This is a genomic window from Mesorhizobium sp. B2-4-6 (genome assembly GCF_006442775.1).
Taxonomy (GTDB): Bacteria; Pseudomonadota; Alphaproteobacteria; order Rhizobiales; family Rhizobiaceae; genus Mesorhizobium.
In genome coordinates, this window is sequence record NZ_VFVI01000001.1 from 139,318 (window position 1) to 153,677 (window position 14,360).

Sequence of the window (14,360 nt, forward strand, 5' to 3'; positions counted from 1 at the left end):
AATTCGTTCACCGGGTTTTTTGAAACCTTATTTAGAACCCTGTGCCAAGATGATCCACGGGGATTTTCTCGGGCGGACAACTCAAACAGTCATGACAGGTTCCATACTCATAGTCGATGACGATCCGGTGCAGCGCAGGCTGGTCGAGGCCGCGCTGACCAAGTTCGGCCACAGAGCGATCGTCAGGGATAGCGGCGAGGCCGGCCTCGACGCGCTCGATGGCCCGAACGCGCGCGAGATCTCCGTCGTCATTCTCGATCTCGTCATGCCCGGCCTCGACGGCATCGGCGTGCTGAAGGCGATGCGCGAGCGCGCCATCAACATTCCCGTCATCGTGCAGACGGCCCAAGGCGGCATCGAGACCGTCGTCTCGGCGATGCGGCATGGCGCCTTTGATTTCGTCGTCAAGCCGGCGTCGCCCGACAGGCTGCAGACCGCGATCTCCAACGCGCTCAAGGTGGAAGCCGTCGAGGACGAGATGAAGCGCGCGTCGCGGCGCCGCGGCGGCGGCCATCTCACCTTCAAGGACATGATCACGCGCAGCCCGGCAATGGACCGGGTGATACGCCTTGGACAGAAAGCGGCGGCCTCCAACATCCCGATCCTGATCGAGGGCGAATCCGGCGTCGGCAAGGAACTGGTGGCGCGCGCCATCCAGGGCAGCGGCGACCGCCGCTCGAAACCGTTCGTCACCGTCAATTGCGGCGCCATCCCTGACAATCTCGTCGAATCGATCCTGTTCGGCCACGAGAAGGGTTCCTTCACCGGCGCTACCGACAAGCACACCGGCAAATTCGTCGAGGCGAATTCCGGCACGCTGTTCCTCGACGAGATCGGCGATCTGCCGCTCGACGTCCAGGTCAAGCTGCTGCGCGCCGTGCAGGAGGGCGAGGTCGACCCGGTCGGCGGCCGTTCGACCGTCAAGGTCGATATAAGGCTGATCTCGGCCACGCACCGGAACCTCCTGCAGCAGGTCAAGGACGGCAAGTTCCGCGAGGACCTGTTCTACCGGCTGAACGTCTATCCGATCTTCGTGCCGCCACTGCGCGACCGCCGCGACGACGTTCCCTACCTTGTCCGGCATTTCATGGAGAAGGTCGCGCCGACCGATCCGCGCCGCCGCCTTGCCGGCATATCGGCCGCGGCGCTTGCCATGCTGCAGGCCTATGACTGGCCGGGCAATATCCGCCAGCTGGAAAATGCGGTCTTCCGCGCCTCGGTGCTTGCCGAGGGGGATGTGCTGACCGAGGAGGAGTTCCCGCAGATTCGGGCGCAGGTGGAAGGCACGGTCAATCTCGAAGCGGAACCGGCATCCGCAGTCGCCGAAACGATTGCGGACGCGTCCCGGCAAGCGGAGGAGACCGTTGCCGACGCAACGGCGGCCGGTTTGGCCGACGGCGAGGCGCCGGCCAGGCCGCAGCCGCGTTTCGGGACGCTTCGCGCGCTTGACGAGCGCGGCAATGTGCGGGCGCTGGCCGATGTCGAGCTCGAAATGATCAAGCTTGCGATCGACCACTACAATGGCCAGATGAGCGAAGTCGCCCGCCGGTTGGGCATCGGCCGCTCAACGCTCTACCGCAAGTTGAAGGAATATGGCATTGACCCCGAAGCCGGCCGCGTCGACCGGCTTGCCTCATGACAGGCAAGCCTCGAACCAGCTTGCTTGCCTAAAATCCGAGTCAAATTGTCGCTTTTGACGTGAAAACATAGGGTTTTCAGCGGTTGGCGTTGCCGAGGATCACGCATTAACCCCAACGGTAACAGATCGTGTTCTGGCCGAGGCCGGATTCTCGATCTAAACCAGCGGTTTACCACGAAATGCTGTGCATAATTTTTGACGGGATATCGCCACGGTGTTACCGCATTTCGGCTTCAATAAACGATGATTAACCATTAGGATCGATATTCGGATGTGAAAACCACGCATCCGTTTTGTCAAATCCGGGGACAAACGGCAGCCTGAAAGCCATTTGATTTGAACAAAGTCGAACGACGCAAAAACGGGCGGCATTTTCACATGAGCGTCTGGCCGAGGTGGCTGACGTTCGTGATTTTGGCCGTCGGGTTCCTTTCTGTGGTGACGTCGGGCGCCAGGGCCGAAGTGCGTACGCTCAAGCTCTATCACCTGCACACGCACGAGAAGGCCGAGATCGTCTACAAGCGCAATGGCCGCTACGATTCGGAAGGCCTGCGCAAGATCAACATCATTCTGCGCGACTGGCGCCGCAACGAGCCGACCAAGATGGATCCGCGGCTGCTCGATCTCGTCTGGGAAGCCTATCGCGAAAGCGGCGCCACCGACTATATCCAAGTGGTCTGCGGCTATCGTTCGCCGTCAACCAACGCGCTGTTGCGTTCGCGCAGCCGCGGCGTCGCCGAGAAGAGCCAGCACATGCTGGGTAAGGCGATGGATTTCTACATTCCCGGCGTGCCGCTGAAGAAACTGCGCAACATCGGCCTCAAGATGCAGGGCGGCGGCGTCGGCTATTACCCGACTTCCGGCTCGCCATTCGTGCATATGGATGTCGGCAACGTGCGCCATTGGCCGGGCATCAGCCGCCAGGAACTGGTCAGCCTGTTCCCCAACGGCAAGACGCTGCATGTGCCGAGCGACGGACGCCCGTTGCCCGGCTATGAGCAGGCAGTGGCAGCGTATCAGGCGCGGAAGGGGGCCGGCACCCCGAACATCGAACTGGCCAGCGCCGGCGGCTCGCCCAAGCGCTCCGGCGGCCTTTTTGCCTGGTTCGGCGGCGGCGCCGACGAGGCCGATGACGACGCCGACGAAAGTGCCCCGGCGCCTCAGCGGAAAGCCGTGAAGCAGGTTCAGGTCGCCAGCGCCGCCACGGCACGCGACAGCAATCTTCCGGGCATCGCGATTGTCGCACCGAAGGATGCCAAGCGCGCCAACATCCCGCAGATCGCGGATGACAGCGCCGACGAGCAGCAGCAGCCGCAGCAGGATACGCCGGAGACGATCATCGCCGCCCTGCCGCCCAAGGAAATCCCGCTGCCCGACTTCGCGCCGCGTCCGAAGGCCGATGTCGGCCAGCAGACGCCGCAGAACGTGCCGTTCGCCACGGCGGACGCCTCGGCGACGACGGAGCAGGCGGTTGCGACGGCCCAGGCGCCCGTGCCGGACAAGGTTCCGTTCGGCACAGCCAGCGCCGCGGAGGCCGCGAGCACCGATCCGGCGCAGGTGGCGGTCAACAACATCCCGCTGCCGACCTGGCGTCCTGACCGCTCGACGCCGGCGGAACTCGCGCCGAAGGACAAGAACGTGCTTCTGGCGTTGGCCGAAACCGCTTCGCAGGACAAGAGCGCGACCGACGCGTTCTCGGTGCTGCCGACCGCACGGCCGCAGCCTGGCAAGCAGGATGAGGTGAAAGCCGTTCTCGAACAGGCCAATGCAACCGTAGGGGCCGATGGCGGCGGCGCCGAGTATCAGCTCGCGTCGCTGACCGAACCGGAACCGCGCTCCGCATTCAACGATCCGTCGGGCGTCGATGCGGCCTCGCCGCGCCAGGCCATCGCCGCGCTTCCGGCCGGGACCGATCCGGCGAAGGCGATCGGCGCCGGCGTGAAGACGACGGCCAAGGAAGGCAGGGCATCCGCCCACGATCTGAAGCCCGGGCCCAAGGCCATGGTGGTGGCGGCGCCGCCGCAAGCCGCGCGCTGGGCACTGGGCGCTGGCGTCAACATCGCCTCGGTTTCCGACCCGACGACAGCGCCGCGATATGCCTACAACATCGTGCATACGCCGCCGAGCGAAGTGTATACGGCCGGCTTCCAGGCGGACGGCGGCGTGCCTGACGCAAGCCGGTTCACCGGCAACGCGGTGAAGTTCCTCTCGGTCGCGCGCTTTCAAACGAAATAGCGACGAGTCAGCGTGGCCACCCACAAAGCCGCGTTGGCCCGCCAGCGCGGCTTTTGTCTTTCATGGCAGCGCCGCTACCTGTTAGCCAGAAGGTCTTCCCGCTTCGTCTAATGGTAGGACAGCGCCCTTTGAAGGCGTGAATCGTGGTTCGAATCCATGAGCGGGAACCAGACATGGCAATGCCCCGGTCGGCGTTCGGTGTGCGCATCTTCACGCCAGGCTAAACTTACCGTGAGGTTGGAGCGCCGCGCCCAATGATGGGCTAGAAGGGGTTCGTTCCAGACTGGGGATATTCATGAAGAAGATTGTATTGGCGTCAGTTCTGGCGCTCGCCGCGGCATCGGCTGTCGTCGCTCCCTCGCAAGCCGAAACCGTGATCGTCAAGACCGGACGACATCATTGCGTGACCAAGCTGGTGACGCATTGGCGCCACCACCACAAGGTGGTCGAGAAGGTCAGAGTCTGCAGATAGTTGCGTTTGCAAGACCAATCCCGGCCGGCGCAAGGCGGCCGGTTTTTTAGTGCTCAGTCAATTTTCAGCGTGGCCGCTTCGCCCCTGGCCAGAAGCCGCGCGGAGTCGCGCGCGGGCGGCACTCCGAACTGGCGCGTATATTCGCGGCTGAACTGCGAGGCGCTTTCGTAGCCGACGGTGAAAGCGACATGCGCGGCGCTGCCCGGTTGCGCGATCAGCAGATGGCGCGCCTCCAGAAGGCGAAGCTGCTTTTGATACTGGATAGGGCTCATCGCCGTCGCCGCCTTGAAGTGGCGATGAAAGACGGCGTTGCTCATATGCGACAGCCAGTCGCCCAACGTCATGGGCTATGGCAGTTCGAAGACCGCGCTCAACGCCGTAAACACTGGCCTTCGCGCGAGAGCTTGCGCCTCGCGGCATCATGGTCAACGCCGCCGCTCCCGGCTACACCGCGACGGAACTCAATGCGCACAGAGGCGGGCGCACGGTGCAGCAGGCGGCCGAGATCATCGTGCGGCTGGCGATGCTGGAGCCAGGCGGGATCGACGGGCGGCTACTTCGATGAGAACGGCGCGCTGCCCTGGTGAGGGCGCTGATTACTTCCTGAGCTTGCTCGCCTCACGCGCCAGCGCTTCGATCTCGTCCCACTTGCCGGCCTTGATGAGATCGTCGGGCGCCACCCAGGAGCCGCCGACGCAGGTGACGTTGGGCAGGCTCAGATAGTCGGCGGCGTTCCTGGCCGTTATGCCGCCGGTGGGGCAGAATTTCACATCGGCGAGTGGCGACGCGAAGGCTTTCAGCGAAGCGATGCCGCCGGATTGCTCGGCCGGGAAGAATTTCAGGAAGCGCAGGCCGGCTTCGCGAGCGGCCATGATCTCGCCGGGCGTGATGGCGCCGGGCAGCAGCGGCACGGGGCTGTCCTTGGCCGCGTCGAGAAGCTCTCTGGTGATGCCGGGACTGACGATGAATTTCGAGCCGGCGCGTGCTGCTTCATCGAACTGCTTGGCATCGAGGATAGTGCCGGCGCCGACGATCGCCTCTTCGACCTCGGCAGCCACGCGGCGGATCGCCTCCAGCGCGTCGGCGGTGCGCAGCGTGATTTCGATCGCCGGCAGGCCACCGCGTGAAAGGGCGCGAGCGAGCGGCACCGCGTCCGCGACATTGGCGATCTTCAGCACCGGGATGACCGGTTGACCGTTGAGAAGCGACAGGAGCTTTTCGGCCTTGCTGGTCATGTGCTGGTCTCCATTTCTATCACTTTAAACCGATTAGCAGAAGGATCCGCTCAAGTCCACGAAGCCCGGCGTGTCGCGATGCCGCGCACCTAAAGCGCGTCGCGTCGAAACGGATCCACGCGACGCGCTTTTAGGTCGTTGCTTGATGCATGTCGTTGTCGCAAAACCGAGGCCACTTTGCGCGACATGCATTAACCGCCTTCCTGCTTTGCCTTGAAACGGCTTTCAGCACGGCCTAAAGCGGACCGCCGTTTCCTGGAAACGGCAACCGCTCTATCTTTAATTTTTGCGCAATTCCGGACGGAAAACCGCTTCGCACTTTTCCTGGAGTTGCTCTATGGCATGGCCATGACAACGACAACACAAAATCCGGTCCGCGTCGCGGCGCTCTACAAATTCGCGCGGCTCGACGGATACGAGACCCTGCGCGCGCCGCTCGCGGCCTTCTGTTGCGGACGCGGCATCAAGGGTACGTTGCTTCTGGCGCATGAAGGCATCAACGGCACCGTCGCCGGCAGCGAGGAGGCGATCGCCGCGCTGCTGGGTCACCTCGAGGCCATCGAAGGCCTTGCCGGGCTGGAAGTCAAATACAGCAGCGCCGCCGAAATGCCGTTCCACCGCATGAAGGTGCGGTTGAAGCGCGAGATCGTCACCATGGGCGTCGAGGATATCGATCCGGCGGCGAGCGCAGGCACCTATGTCGCGCCGGCCGACTGGAACGCGCTGATTTCCGATGCCGATACCTTGGTGATCGACACGCGCAACGCCTATGAAGTTTCGCTTGGCACCTTCAAGGGCGCGGTCGACCCCGGGACCACCAGCTTCCGCGAGTTCCCGGCCTGGGTTGAGCAACACCGCGAGGACCTTGAAGGCCGCAAGGTGGCGATGTTCTGCACCGGCGGCATTCGCTGCGAGAAGGCGACGGCCTATGTGAAGTCGCTCGGCCTCAAAAACGTCTTTCATCTCAAGGGCGGCATCCTGAAATATCTGGAAGAGGTCCCGGCCGAGGAGAGCTTCTGGCAAGGCGAATGTTTCGTCTTCGACGAGCGGGTGTCCGTCTCGCACGGTCTCGCGGAGGGCGAAGCCGAACTCTGCCGCGCCTGTCGACACCCGCTGACGGTCGAGGACAGGTTGTCGCCGAAATACGTGCTCGGCGTTTCATGCCCGCATTGCTTCGAAACGCGGTCCGATACGGATCGCGAGCGCTATGCCGAACGCCACCGTCAGGTCGAACTTGCGCAAGCGCGCGGCGGCAAGCGCCATATCGGAAGCTAGAGCCACGCCCTTGCGCGTAAAACTCGCCTCGTCATTGTAATGTCCATGCGCGGGGCCTACCTCTTGCCGGTCCGAAACCATGCCCGCGCGCATTTCGGCCGGGCCAATTCTGGAGGCATTGATGCTCGACCCCAAGAAGCTGCTCGACGACCTTCTCGGCTCGCAAATTCCCGGCACCGGATCGACCGTCCGCGACAAGGCGGGGCAGGCGGTGCAAATGGCGAAGGACAACCCGCTCGCCGCCGGCGCGCTTGCCGCCGTGCTGCTCGGCACCGGCGCCGGCCGGCAGGTGACGGGCGCGGCCGTCAAGCTCGGCGGCCTGGCGGCGATCGGCGGCCTCGCCTACAAGGCCTATCAGAACTACAAGAACGGCGCGGAGCCGGCCCAGGCGCCAGCATCCGGCGAGCCGGAATTGCTGCCGCCGCCCGCCGATACCGCCTTCGATCCCTCGCAGGCGCCGCAAGGCGAAGCCGAGTTCACGCTGACGCTGGTCAGGGCGATGATCTCGGCGGCGAAGGCCGACGGCCATGTCGATGACGACGAGCGCAGGAAGATCGCCGACAAGCTCAAGCTCGCCGGCATCGGCGCTGAAGCGGAAAAATTCCTGCTCGCCGAGCTCGAAAGCCCGCTCGATCTCGACACGCTGGTCGCCGGCGCCAAGACCGATGCGCAGAAGCTGGAGCTCTACACCGCCTCGCGGCTGGCCATCGATCCCGACACGCGCGCCGAGCGCGGCTACCTCGACCTGCTCGCCGGCCGCCTCGGCCTCCCGGACGCCCTGGTCGATCATGTCGAGGCGACGGTTTCGGCGGCAAAGGTGCCCGCGGGAAGCGCGCCCAGCTCGCCCCGGTGAGCACTAGATCAGGATGACGTTTCGTTGGATCGTCATCCCGATCTGACTCTTTGTTGGAACATGATCTTCTCCGAAAACCGGTTCCCACTTTTCGGGATTATGCCCCAAGGTTAGCGGGTGTGGTTGCCGTTAACTTCTCGTTAACCCAGCAAGCGCATCATTCTAACCAGTCGGACCGGCTTTTCCTCCTCCCAAGCGCGGTTCAGATCGGGGCGGTCGCTAATGGCCGCCCTTTTTGTTGGCCTCTTCTTTATCACCAACAGCTGCTTGCCATGACCCATGGCATTTGCGATGCCACGTTCTTCCATCCATGACCGGGAGGACGGCGATGACAGCCATAGCACACAAGACCGCCATCGTTACCGGCGCCGGCACCGGCATCGGCAAGAGCGTCGCGACGGCGCTGCTCAAGGCAGGCTGGAACACGGTGTTCTGCGGCCGCCGCAAGAAAGTGCTGGAAGAAGCGATCGCCGAGGCGGGGAAGACGCAAGCCAGGGCATTGGCCGTCGCCTGCGACATCAGCAAGGCCGACGAGGTGGACGACATGTTCGAGACCGTGCTCGAGGCCTTCGGCCGCGTCGACCTGCTCTTCAACAATGCCGGCATGGGTTACAAGTCGACGCTGATCGACGAAATCCCGGTCGAGGTCTGGAACGACGTCGTCGGCGTCAACCTCACAGGCTCGTTCCTATGCGCCCGCGCAGCCTTCGGCGCCATGCGCCGGCAGAAGCCGATGGGGGGCCGTATCATCAACAACGGCTCGGTGTCGGCCTATGCGCCTCGCCCCGGCTCCGCGCCCTATACGGCGACCAAGCATGCGATCACCGGGCTCACCAAGACGCTGGCACTCGACGGCCGGCCTTTCGACATCGCCTGCGGCCAGATCGACATCGGCAATGCGCTGACCGAGATGGCGCAGCCGATGACGATCGGCGTGCCGCAGGCCAATGGCTCGATCGCCGCCGAAGCGGTGATGGATGTCGAGCGCGTGGCCGATGCGGTGCTGCACATGGCGAGCCTGCCGCTCGACGCCAACGTGCTGTTCATGACGGTGATGGCGACGAAGATGCCGTTTGTCGGGCGCGGGTGAACGCGCCCGACGGGTCACTTTTTCAGAAACGCCTCGGTCCGTTCCAGCGCGCGCAGGATGTTCTCCTCGGAATTGGCATAGGAAAGCCGGATATAACCTTCGCCGAGAACGCCGAAATCGGGGCCGCCGATCAACGCCACGCCGGCATCCTCCAATAGCGCCGAAGCGAGCTTCTTGGCCTTCCAGCCGGTTTTCGAGACGTTGGGGAAGGCATAGAAGGCGCCCTTCGGCGTGATGCAGGAAATGCCGGGGAGCGCGTTCAGCCCCTCGACCACGATCTTCCTGCGGTTGTCGAAGGCGCGCATCATCTTCTCGACATCGTCCTGCGGGCCGTCGATCGCCGCGATGCCGGCGAACTGGCTCGGCGCGTTGACGCAGGACCAGCAATTGACCGCCAGCTTGCGCACCTTGTCGTAGAGATGCGCGCCCTTGTCGCCGTTCGGCCAGATCGACCAGCCCATGCGCCAGCCGGTCATCGCCCAGGTCTTCGACCAGCCGTTGAGCACGATCAGCCGATCACGAATTTCGGGGAAGTTCAGCAGCGAGCAATGAGTCTCGCCGTCATAGGTCATGACGTCGTAGATCTCGTCCGACATGATGGCGACCTGAGGGTGCTCCTCCAGGCCCTTGACCAGCTTCTCGATCTCGACCCGCGGAGTGACGCCACCGGTCGGATTGGCGGGCGAGTTGAGGATGAGCAGCCTGGTCTTCGGCGTGATCAGCGCCAGCGTCTCTTCCGCGGAGAAGGCAAAGCCGTTTTCCTCGCGGATCGGCACCGGCACCGGCGTGGCGCCGGTGAACTCTATCATCGAGCGGTAGATCGGAAAGCCGGGATCGGGGTAGAGGATCTCGGCGCCCGCCTCGCCGAACATCAGAATCGCGGCAAACATCGTCGGCTTGCCGCCCGGCAGGATCATCACATTCTCGGGCGACACCTCGACGCCGGTGGTGGTCAGCGTGCGGCGCACGACCGCCTCGCGGGTGGCTAAAAGGCCGTTGGCCGGCGTGTAGCCATGGTGGCCGTCACGCAGCGCCTTGATCGCCGCCTCGACGATGTGCTGCGGCGTCTTGAAGTCGGGCTGCCCGATGCCGAGGTTGACGATGTCGCGCCCCTGATGGGCAAGCGCGGTGGCCCTCGCCAGCACCGCGAAGGCATTTTCCTCGCCGAGACGGTCGAAGGCCGCGATCGTGTGGAGCATTTTTCCCGTCCCTGTGGTTCTTTCTGTGAGCGAGCGTTTTTGTGACGGTCCGCAGGTAAAAGTCAACGGATTGGAGTGGCCGGTGTCGGAAGATCTGAAGAATTGGCAGCCGCGTCCGCGGCCGGAACGCAAGGTGCTCGAAGGCCGTTATGTGCGGCTTGAGTCGTTCAGCGCGGCAAAGCATGGCGATGGCCTCTATGAAACCTCGTCGGTCGCCGATATCGATGGGCGCTTCGCATGGTTGCCGGACTATCCGCCGAAAAGCCGCGCCGCCTTCCAGCCATGGCTCGACAAGGCCGAGGCGCTTGAGGATCCGCTGTTCTTCACAGTCATCGACAAGGCAAGCGGCAAGGTCGCCGGACGACAGACGCTGATGCGCATCGATGCCAACAACGGCGTCATCGAGATCGGCAACATCTATTGGGGACCGTTGATCTCGCGCAAGCCGGCGGCGACCGAAGCGCAGTTCCTGTTCATGAAATACGTCTTCGACGAGCTCGGCTATCGCCGTTACGAGTGGAAGTGCAACAATCGCAACGAGCCGTCGAAGCGCGCGGCCGAGCGGTTCGGCTTCAAGTTCGAGGGGATCTTCCGCCAGCATTTCGTGATCAAGGGTGAAAACCGCGATACGGCGTGGTATTCGGTCATCGACAAGGAGTGGCCGGCACTCCGAAAAGCCTATGAGGCCTGGCTCGATCCGGCAAATTTCGATGCCCAGGGAAGCCAGAGACGGCGGCTTGAAGATTTCCGCGCCGAGTTCGGCGCGTAGATCATGATCCTGAGAACCGGGATACCGGTTTTCAGGACCATGGTCGGCAGACAGGAGTTGGGCGGTGGCGCATGACCATGCTTCGGACGACCACGGCCCGGCCGGTCATAGCCACAGCCATGGCGCCGGGCATGTGCATGGCTCAACCGACAAGAAGCGGGTGCTGATCGCTGCCTGTTTGACCGCCGGCTTCATGGTCGCCGAGGCGCTGGGCGGCTGGCTTACCGGGTCGCTGGCGCTGGTCGCCGATGCCGGGCACATGCTGGCTGACGCCATCGCGCTCGGCCTAGCCTGGTACGCCTTTCATCTCGCCGGGCGTCCTGCCACCGGCCGTCTCACCTATGGCTTCGCCCGGGTGAAGACGCTGGTCGCCTACACCAACGGTATCGCCATCTTCGTCATCGCGCTCTGGATCGTCTACGAGGCCTGGGGCCGGCTGATGACGCCGGCCCCGGTGCTGGGCGGGCCGATGCTGGTGGTGGCGGTGGCAGGCCTCCTGGTCAACATCGCCTCCTTCCTCGTGCTGCATGGCGGCGATCGAGAGAGCCTCAACATGCGTGGCGCCATCCTGCATGTGCTGGGCGATCTGCTGGGGTCGGCCGCGGCCATCGTCGCCGCCATCGTCATCTTGGCGACGGGCTGGACGCCGATCGATCCGATCCTGTCGGTGCTGGTGTCGCTGCTCATCCTGTCGACGGCATGGTCGCTGATGCGCGCGGCCGCCAATGTCCTGCTCGAGGGGGTGCCGGCCAGCCTCGACCGCGACCTGATCGCCAGGGATATCGAAGGCGCGGTGAAGGGCGTGCGCGAGGTGCATCACATGCATGTCTGGTCGCTCGACGGCACCTCCAACATGGCGACGCTGCATGCTTGCCTGAACGACGGCGTCGATGCGCATGTGGCGGTGAGCGCCATCAAGAAACGGCTTGCGGCCGAGCATGGTATCGAGCATGCCACCGTCGAACCCGAATTCGGCCAATGCGCGGACAGCCATGACGAGCACGACCACCATCACGATCACGACCACGCGCATGATGCGCCGCGCGACCGCCGGCACTATCACTGACCGCGGCCTGATGACAAAACCGAGCAGCCTCGACATGAAGAACGCCCGCTGATGGATCGTGACACTCGCAACGCTGCGGCCGCCGCGGCGGTGATACTGGTTGTGTTCGGCCTCGCCGCCTATTTCCTGCCGGCCATCATGCTGGCCGCTGGCAAGGTATCGACGGTCCTGGCGGCCGCCATCGCCGTGGTCTTCATGGTCGGGCTGTTCGTCGTCCTGTGGCTGCGCGGACGCAGCCAGCGCAAGAAAGGTCTCTGAAGATGAGAATACTGGTCACCGGCGCCGCCGGCATGGTGGGCCGCAAGCTTATCGCGCGCCTGGCCAGGGACGGCGCCCTACGCGGGCGCAAGATTACGGCGCTCGACCTGCACGACATCGTGGCGCCGCAGGCGCCGGCGCTCGTGGGCGTGGATGTCTCGATCCACACCGGCGATCTTTCCGCGCCCGGCGCCATGGCCGCTCTCGTGGCTCCCCGCCCGGATGTGATCTTCCATCTGGCCGGCATCGTGTCGGGCGAGGCGGAGGCCAATTTCGACCTCGGCTATCGCGTCAATCTCGACGGCACGCGCGCGCTGTTCGACGCCGTGCGGCTGGCGGCGTTCGCGCCGCGCCTTGTCTTCACATCGTCGATCGCCGTGTTCGGCGCGCCGTTTCCGAACGTCATCCCGGATGAATTCCATCCGACGCCGCTCACTTCATACGGCACGCAGAAGCAGATGAGCGAAGCGCTGCTTGCCGACTATACGCGGCGCGGCTTCTTCGACGGCATCGGCATCCGGCTGCCGACGATCTGCGTCCGCCCCGGCAAGCCGAACAAGGCGGCGTCAAGTTTCTTCTCCGGCATCATCCGCGAGCCGCTCGCTGGCCAGGAGGCAATCCTGCCGGTGCCGCGCTCGGTGCTGCACACCCATGCCAGCCCGCGCTCGGCGGTCAATTTCCTCATCCATGCTGCCGAAATCGACGGCGACAAGGTCGGACCGCGCCGCAATCTCACAATGCCGGGCGTCGCCGTCACTGTCGGCGAGCAGATCGAGGCGCTTGAGCGCATCGCCGGCGCCGAGGTCGTGAAGCGGATCCGCGAGCAGCCCGACGAGGTCATCTGGGCGATCGTCAAAGGCTGGCCGACGCGGTTCGAGGCAAGGCGGGCGAGGGAGCTAGGCTTCGCCGCCGAAAGCAATTTCGACGAAATCATCCGCGCGCATATCGAGGACGAACTGGGTGGGAAGATCGCCTGATGTCTGTCGATACCAGGTGATGCTGGGCTGACCCGCAGATCGACCCAGCTCGGCCACTGCTTTTGATCAGACGCCGCCCGACAGGCTGGCCGACAGAAGCAGCAGTCCGATCAGGAAGATGAAGGCGGCGCCGCCGATCTCGACGATCGAATGGATACGGTTGCCGATGCGTCCGTCGCCGGCGAAATAGACCGCCCAGTTCTTGGCCAGCACGGCGATCGTCGCCAGCGCCGAGACGGTGATCGCGGTGCCGATCGACATTGCCAGCACGGACAGCAAGCCACCGAACCAAAGCCCGTTGAGCAGCGCGAAGCTCAGCACGATCAGCGCGCCGGAGCAGGGGCGGATGCCGACGGCGGCGACCGCCGACCAGGCCGTGCGCCAGTCGAAGCGGTCGCCCGACAGCATTGCCGGATCCGGCGCATGCGAATGGCCGCAGGTCTCGCAGACTTCGCCCGGGCCGTGGTCGTGGTGGGCGTGGTCGGCGTGATGGTGGTGTTCATGCGCGTCGAGATCATGGGCGTGCGCATGCGAATGGTCATGATGATCGTGATCGTCATGCACGTGCATGGTACGGGAATGCGCGGCGTGCGCATGTGCGTGGGAATGGCCCGCATGCGAATGCCCGCCATGCGAATGGCCGGCATGAGCCGCCGACAGGCTGTAGGCGGGCGCTCTGCCGAACAGTCGCAGCACCGACGGACCGAGCTTGCGCCACAGCAGCCAGGCGCCGAACAAGGTGACCAGCGCAAAGCTGGAGATTTCGAGGAACCAGGCGGCGTCCGTCATCGAGATCGCGGTGCCGCGCAGCACGAAATAGGCAAGCATCATGACGACCACCGCCGTCAGGCCCTGCAGCAGCGCCGAGACGAAGGAAAGCAGGATGCCGCGCCGGAGCGCGACTTCGTTGGCGATCATATAGGAGGAGATCACCGCCTTGCCGTGGCCGGGGCCTGCGGCATGGAAGATGCCGTAGGCGAAGGACAGGCCGATCAGCAGCCAGAGCTTGCTGCCGTCCTGGCGCATCGCCTTCATGGCGGCGGCGAGCGAATGGTAGAATTCCTGCTGCCGGAGATTGATCCACATCAGGATATGGGCGAACGGCCCCGTGGTGGTTGGCGCCATGCCGTCATTGGTGCCGATGCCGAGCGAGCTTTGCGCGTGCGCGACGACGGGCAAATGGGCGATCACCAAGGTGGCGGCCAGCAGGCCGAGCGCTAAGCGGATATTCGTGGGATGCCCCACGAATATCCGCCTAGATTCCTTTGGTTGTCGCAGGTTCCGATCGCAAA

The 14,360-nt window shown here is 64.3% G+C and carries 14 protein-coding genes, 1 tRNA gene and 1 pseudogene; 12 read left to right on the forward strand and 4 right to left on the reverse strand.

Features of this window, described 5'->3' with window-relative positions; genetic code table 11:
- Window positions 1-91: 91 nt before the first annotated feature.
- The 4 genes from FJ957_RS00640 (at window position 92) to FJ957_RS31730 (ending at window position 4,346) form a co-directional block, all read left to right on the forward strand.
- Entirely contained in the window at window positions 92-1,639 is a 1,548-nt protein-coding gene (locus tag FJ957_RS00640) for a sigma-54 dependent transcriptional regulator (protein WP_140827405.1), read from the forward strand.
- A 378-nt stretch (window positions 1,640-2,017) separates the two neighbouring features.
- Window positions 2,018-3,874, forward strand: coding sequence for a DUF882 domain-containing protein (locus FJ957_RS00645; protein ID WP_140827406.1), 1,857 nt, complete (start codon window positions 2,018-2,020; stop codon window positions 3,872-3,874).
- A gap of 96 nt (window positions 3,875-3,970) precedes the next feature.
- A tRNA-Gln gene (locus FJ957_RS00650) sits at window positions 3,971-4,044 on the forward strand.
- A 125-nt stretch (window positions 4,045-4,169) separates the two neighbouring features.
- Complete coding sequence (locus FJ957_RS31730; protein WP_181167050.1) at window positions 4,170-4,346, forward strand: hypothetical protein; 177 nt, start codon at window positions 4,170-4,172, stop codon at window positions 4,344-4,346.
- 53 nt (window positions 4,347-4,399) lie between these two features.
- On the opposite strand, the pseudogene FJ957_RS00655 reads toward FJ957_RS31730, so the two are convergent.
- A pseudogene (locus FJ957_RS00655) lies at window positions 4,400-4,672 on the reverse strand (AraC family transcriptional regulator); the annotation flags it as partial.
- A gap of 95 nt (window positions 4,673-4,767) precedes the next feature.
- Between FJ957_RS00655 and FJ957_RS32405 the strand changes: the two are divergent.
- Window positions 4,768-4,911 (forward strand): hypothetical protein, encoded by a 144-nt coding sequence (locus FJ957_RS32405; protein WP_281407666.1) that lies wholly within the window; start codon window positions 4,768-4,770, stop codon window positions 4,909-4,911.
- 31 nt (window positions 4,912-4,942) lie between these two features.
- Here the strand turns inward: FJ957_RS32405 and FJ957_RS00665 are convergent, their stop codons facing one another.
- On the reverse strand, window positions 4,943-5,581 hold the full coding sequence (locus tag FJ957_RS00665) for a 2-dehydro-3-deoxy-phosphogluconate aldolase (protein WP_140827408.1): 639 nt from the start codon (window positions 5,579-5,581) through the stop codon (window positions 4,943-4,945).
- A 348-nt stretch (window positions 5,582-5,929) separates the two neighbouring features.
- Here FJ957_RS00665 and FJ957_RS00670 point away from each other — a divergent pair, with 348 nt between their 5' ends.
- The 3 genes from FJ957_RS00670 to FJ957_RS00680 all read left to right on the forward strand — a co-directional run bounded on the left by FJ957_RS00670 (window position 5,930) and on the right by FJ957_RS00680 (window position 8,799).
- Window positions 5,930-6,856 carry a rhodanese-related sulfurtransferase gene (locus FJ957_RS00670; RefSeq protein WP_140827410.1) on the forward strand — a complete coding sequence of 309 codons (927 nt, stop codon included), beginning with the start codon at window positions 5,930-5,932 and terminating at the stop codon, window positions 6,854-6,856.
- 121 nt (window positions 6,857-6,977) lie between these two features.
- A complete protein-coding gene (locus tag FJ957_RS00675) occupies window positions 6,978-7,709 on the forward strand; it encodes a tellurite resistance TerB family protein (RefSeq protein WP_140827411.1) in 732 nt (243 codons plus the stop codon).
- A 328-nt stretch (window positions 7,710-8,037) separates the two neighbouring features.
- The gene (locus tag FJ957_RS00680; RefSeq protein ID WP_140827413.1) at window positions 8,038-8,799 is read left to right on the forward strand and encodes an SDR family oxidoreductase; all 762 of its coding nucleotides are present in this window, start codon (window positions 8,038-8,040) and stop codon (window positions 8,797-8,799) included.
- Window positions 8,800-8,813: 14 nt separating this feature from the next.
- Here the strand turns inward: FJ957_RS00680 and FJ957_RS00685 are convergent, their stop codons facing one another.
- A complete protein-coding gene (locus FJ957_RS00685; RefSeq protein WP_140827416.1) occupies window positions 8,814-9,998 on the reverse strand; it encodes a pyridoxal phosphate-dependent aminotransferase in 1,185 nt (394 codons plus the stop codon).
- A gap of 82 nt (window positions 9,999-10,080) precedes the next feature.
- On the opposite strand from FJ957_RS00685, the gene FJ957_RS00690 reads away from it, so the two are divergent.
- The 4 genes from FJ957_RS00690 (at window position 10,081) to denD (ending at window position 13,068) form a co-directional block, all read left to right on the forward strand.
- Window positions 10,081-10,767, forward strand: coding sequence for a GNAT family protein (locus tag FJ957_RS00690; protein ID WP_140827419.1), 687 nt, complete (start codon window positions 10,081-10,083; stop codon window positions 10,765-10,767).
- 64 nt (window positions 10,768-10,831) lie between these two features.
- Entirely contained in the window at window positions 10,832-11,833 is a 1,002-nt protein-coding gene (locus tag FJ957_RS00695; protein WP_140827421.1) for a cation diffusion facilitator family transporter, read from the forward strand.
- Between the two features lie 51 nt (window positions 11,834-11,884).
- On the forward strand, window positions 11,885-12,091 hold the full coding sequence (locus tag FJ957_RS00700) for a hypothetical protein (protein ID WP_140827422.1): 207 nt from the start codon (window positions 11,885-11,887) through the stop codon (window positions 12,089-12,091).
- Between the two features lie 2 nt (window positions 12,092-12,093).
- Entirely contained in the window at window positions 12,094-13,068 is a 975-nt protein-coding gene (gene denD / locus FJ957_RS00705) for a D-erythronate dehydrogenase (RefSeq protein ID WP_140827427.1), read from the forward strand.
- Window positions 13,069-13,134: 66 nt separating this feature from the next.
- On the opposite strand, the gene FJ957_RS00710 is transcribed toward denD, so the two are convergent.
- On the reverse strand, window positions 13,135-14,313 hold the full coding sequence (locus FJ957_RS00710; RefSeq protein ID WP_246685742.1) for a nickel/cobalt transporter: 1,179 nt from the start codon (window positions 14,311-14,313) through the stop codon (window positions 13,135-13,137).
- Between the last annotated feature and the right edge of the window lie 47 nt (window positions 14,314-14,360).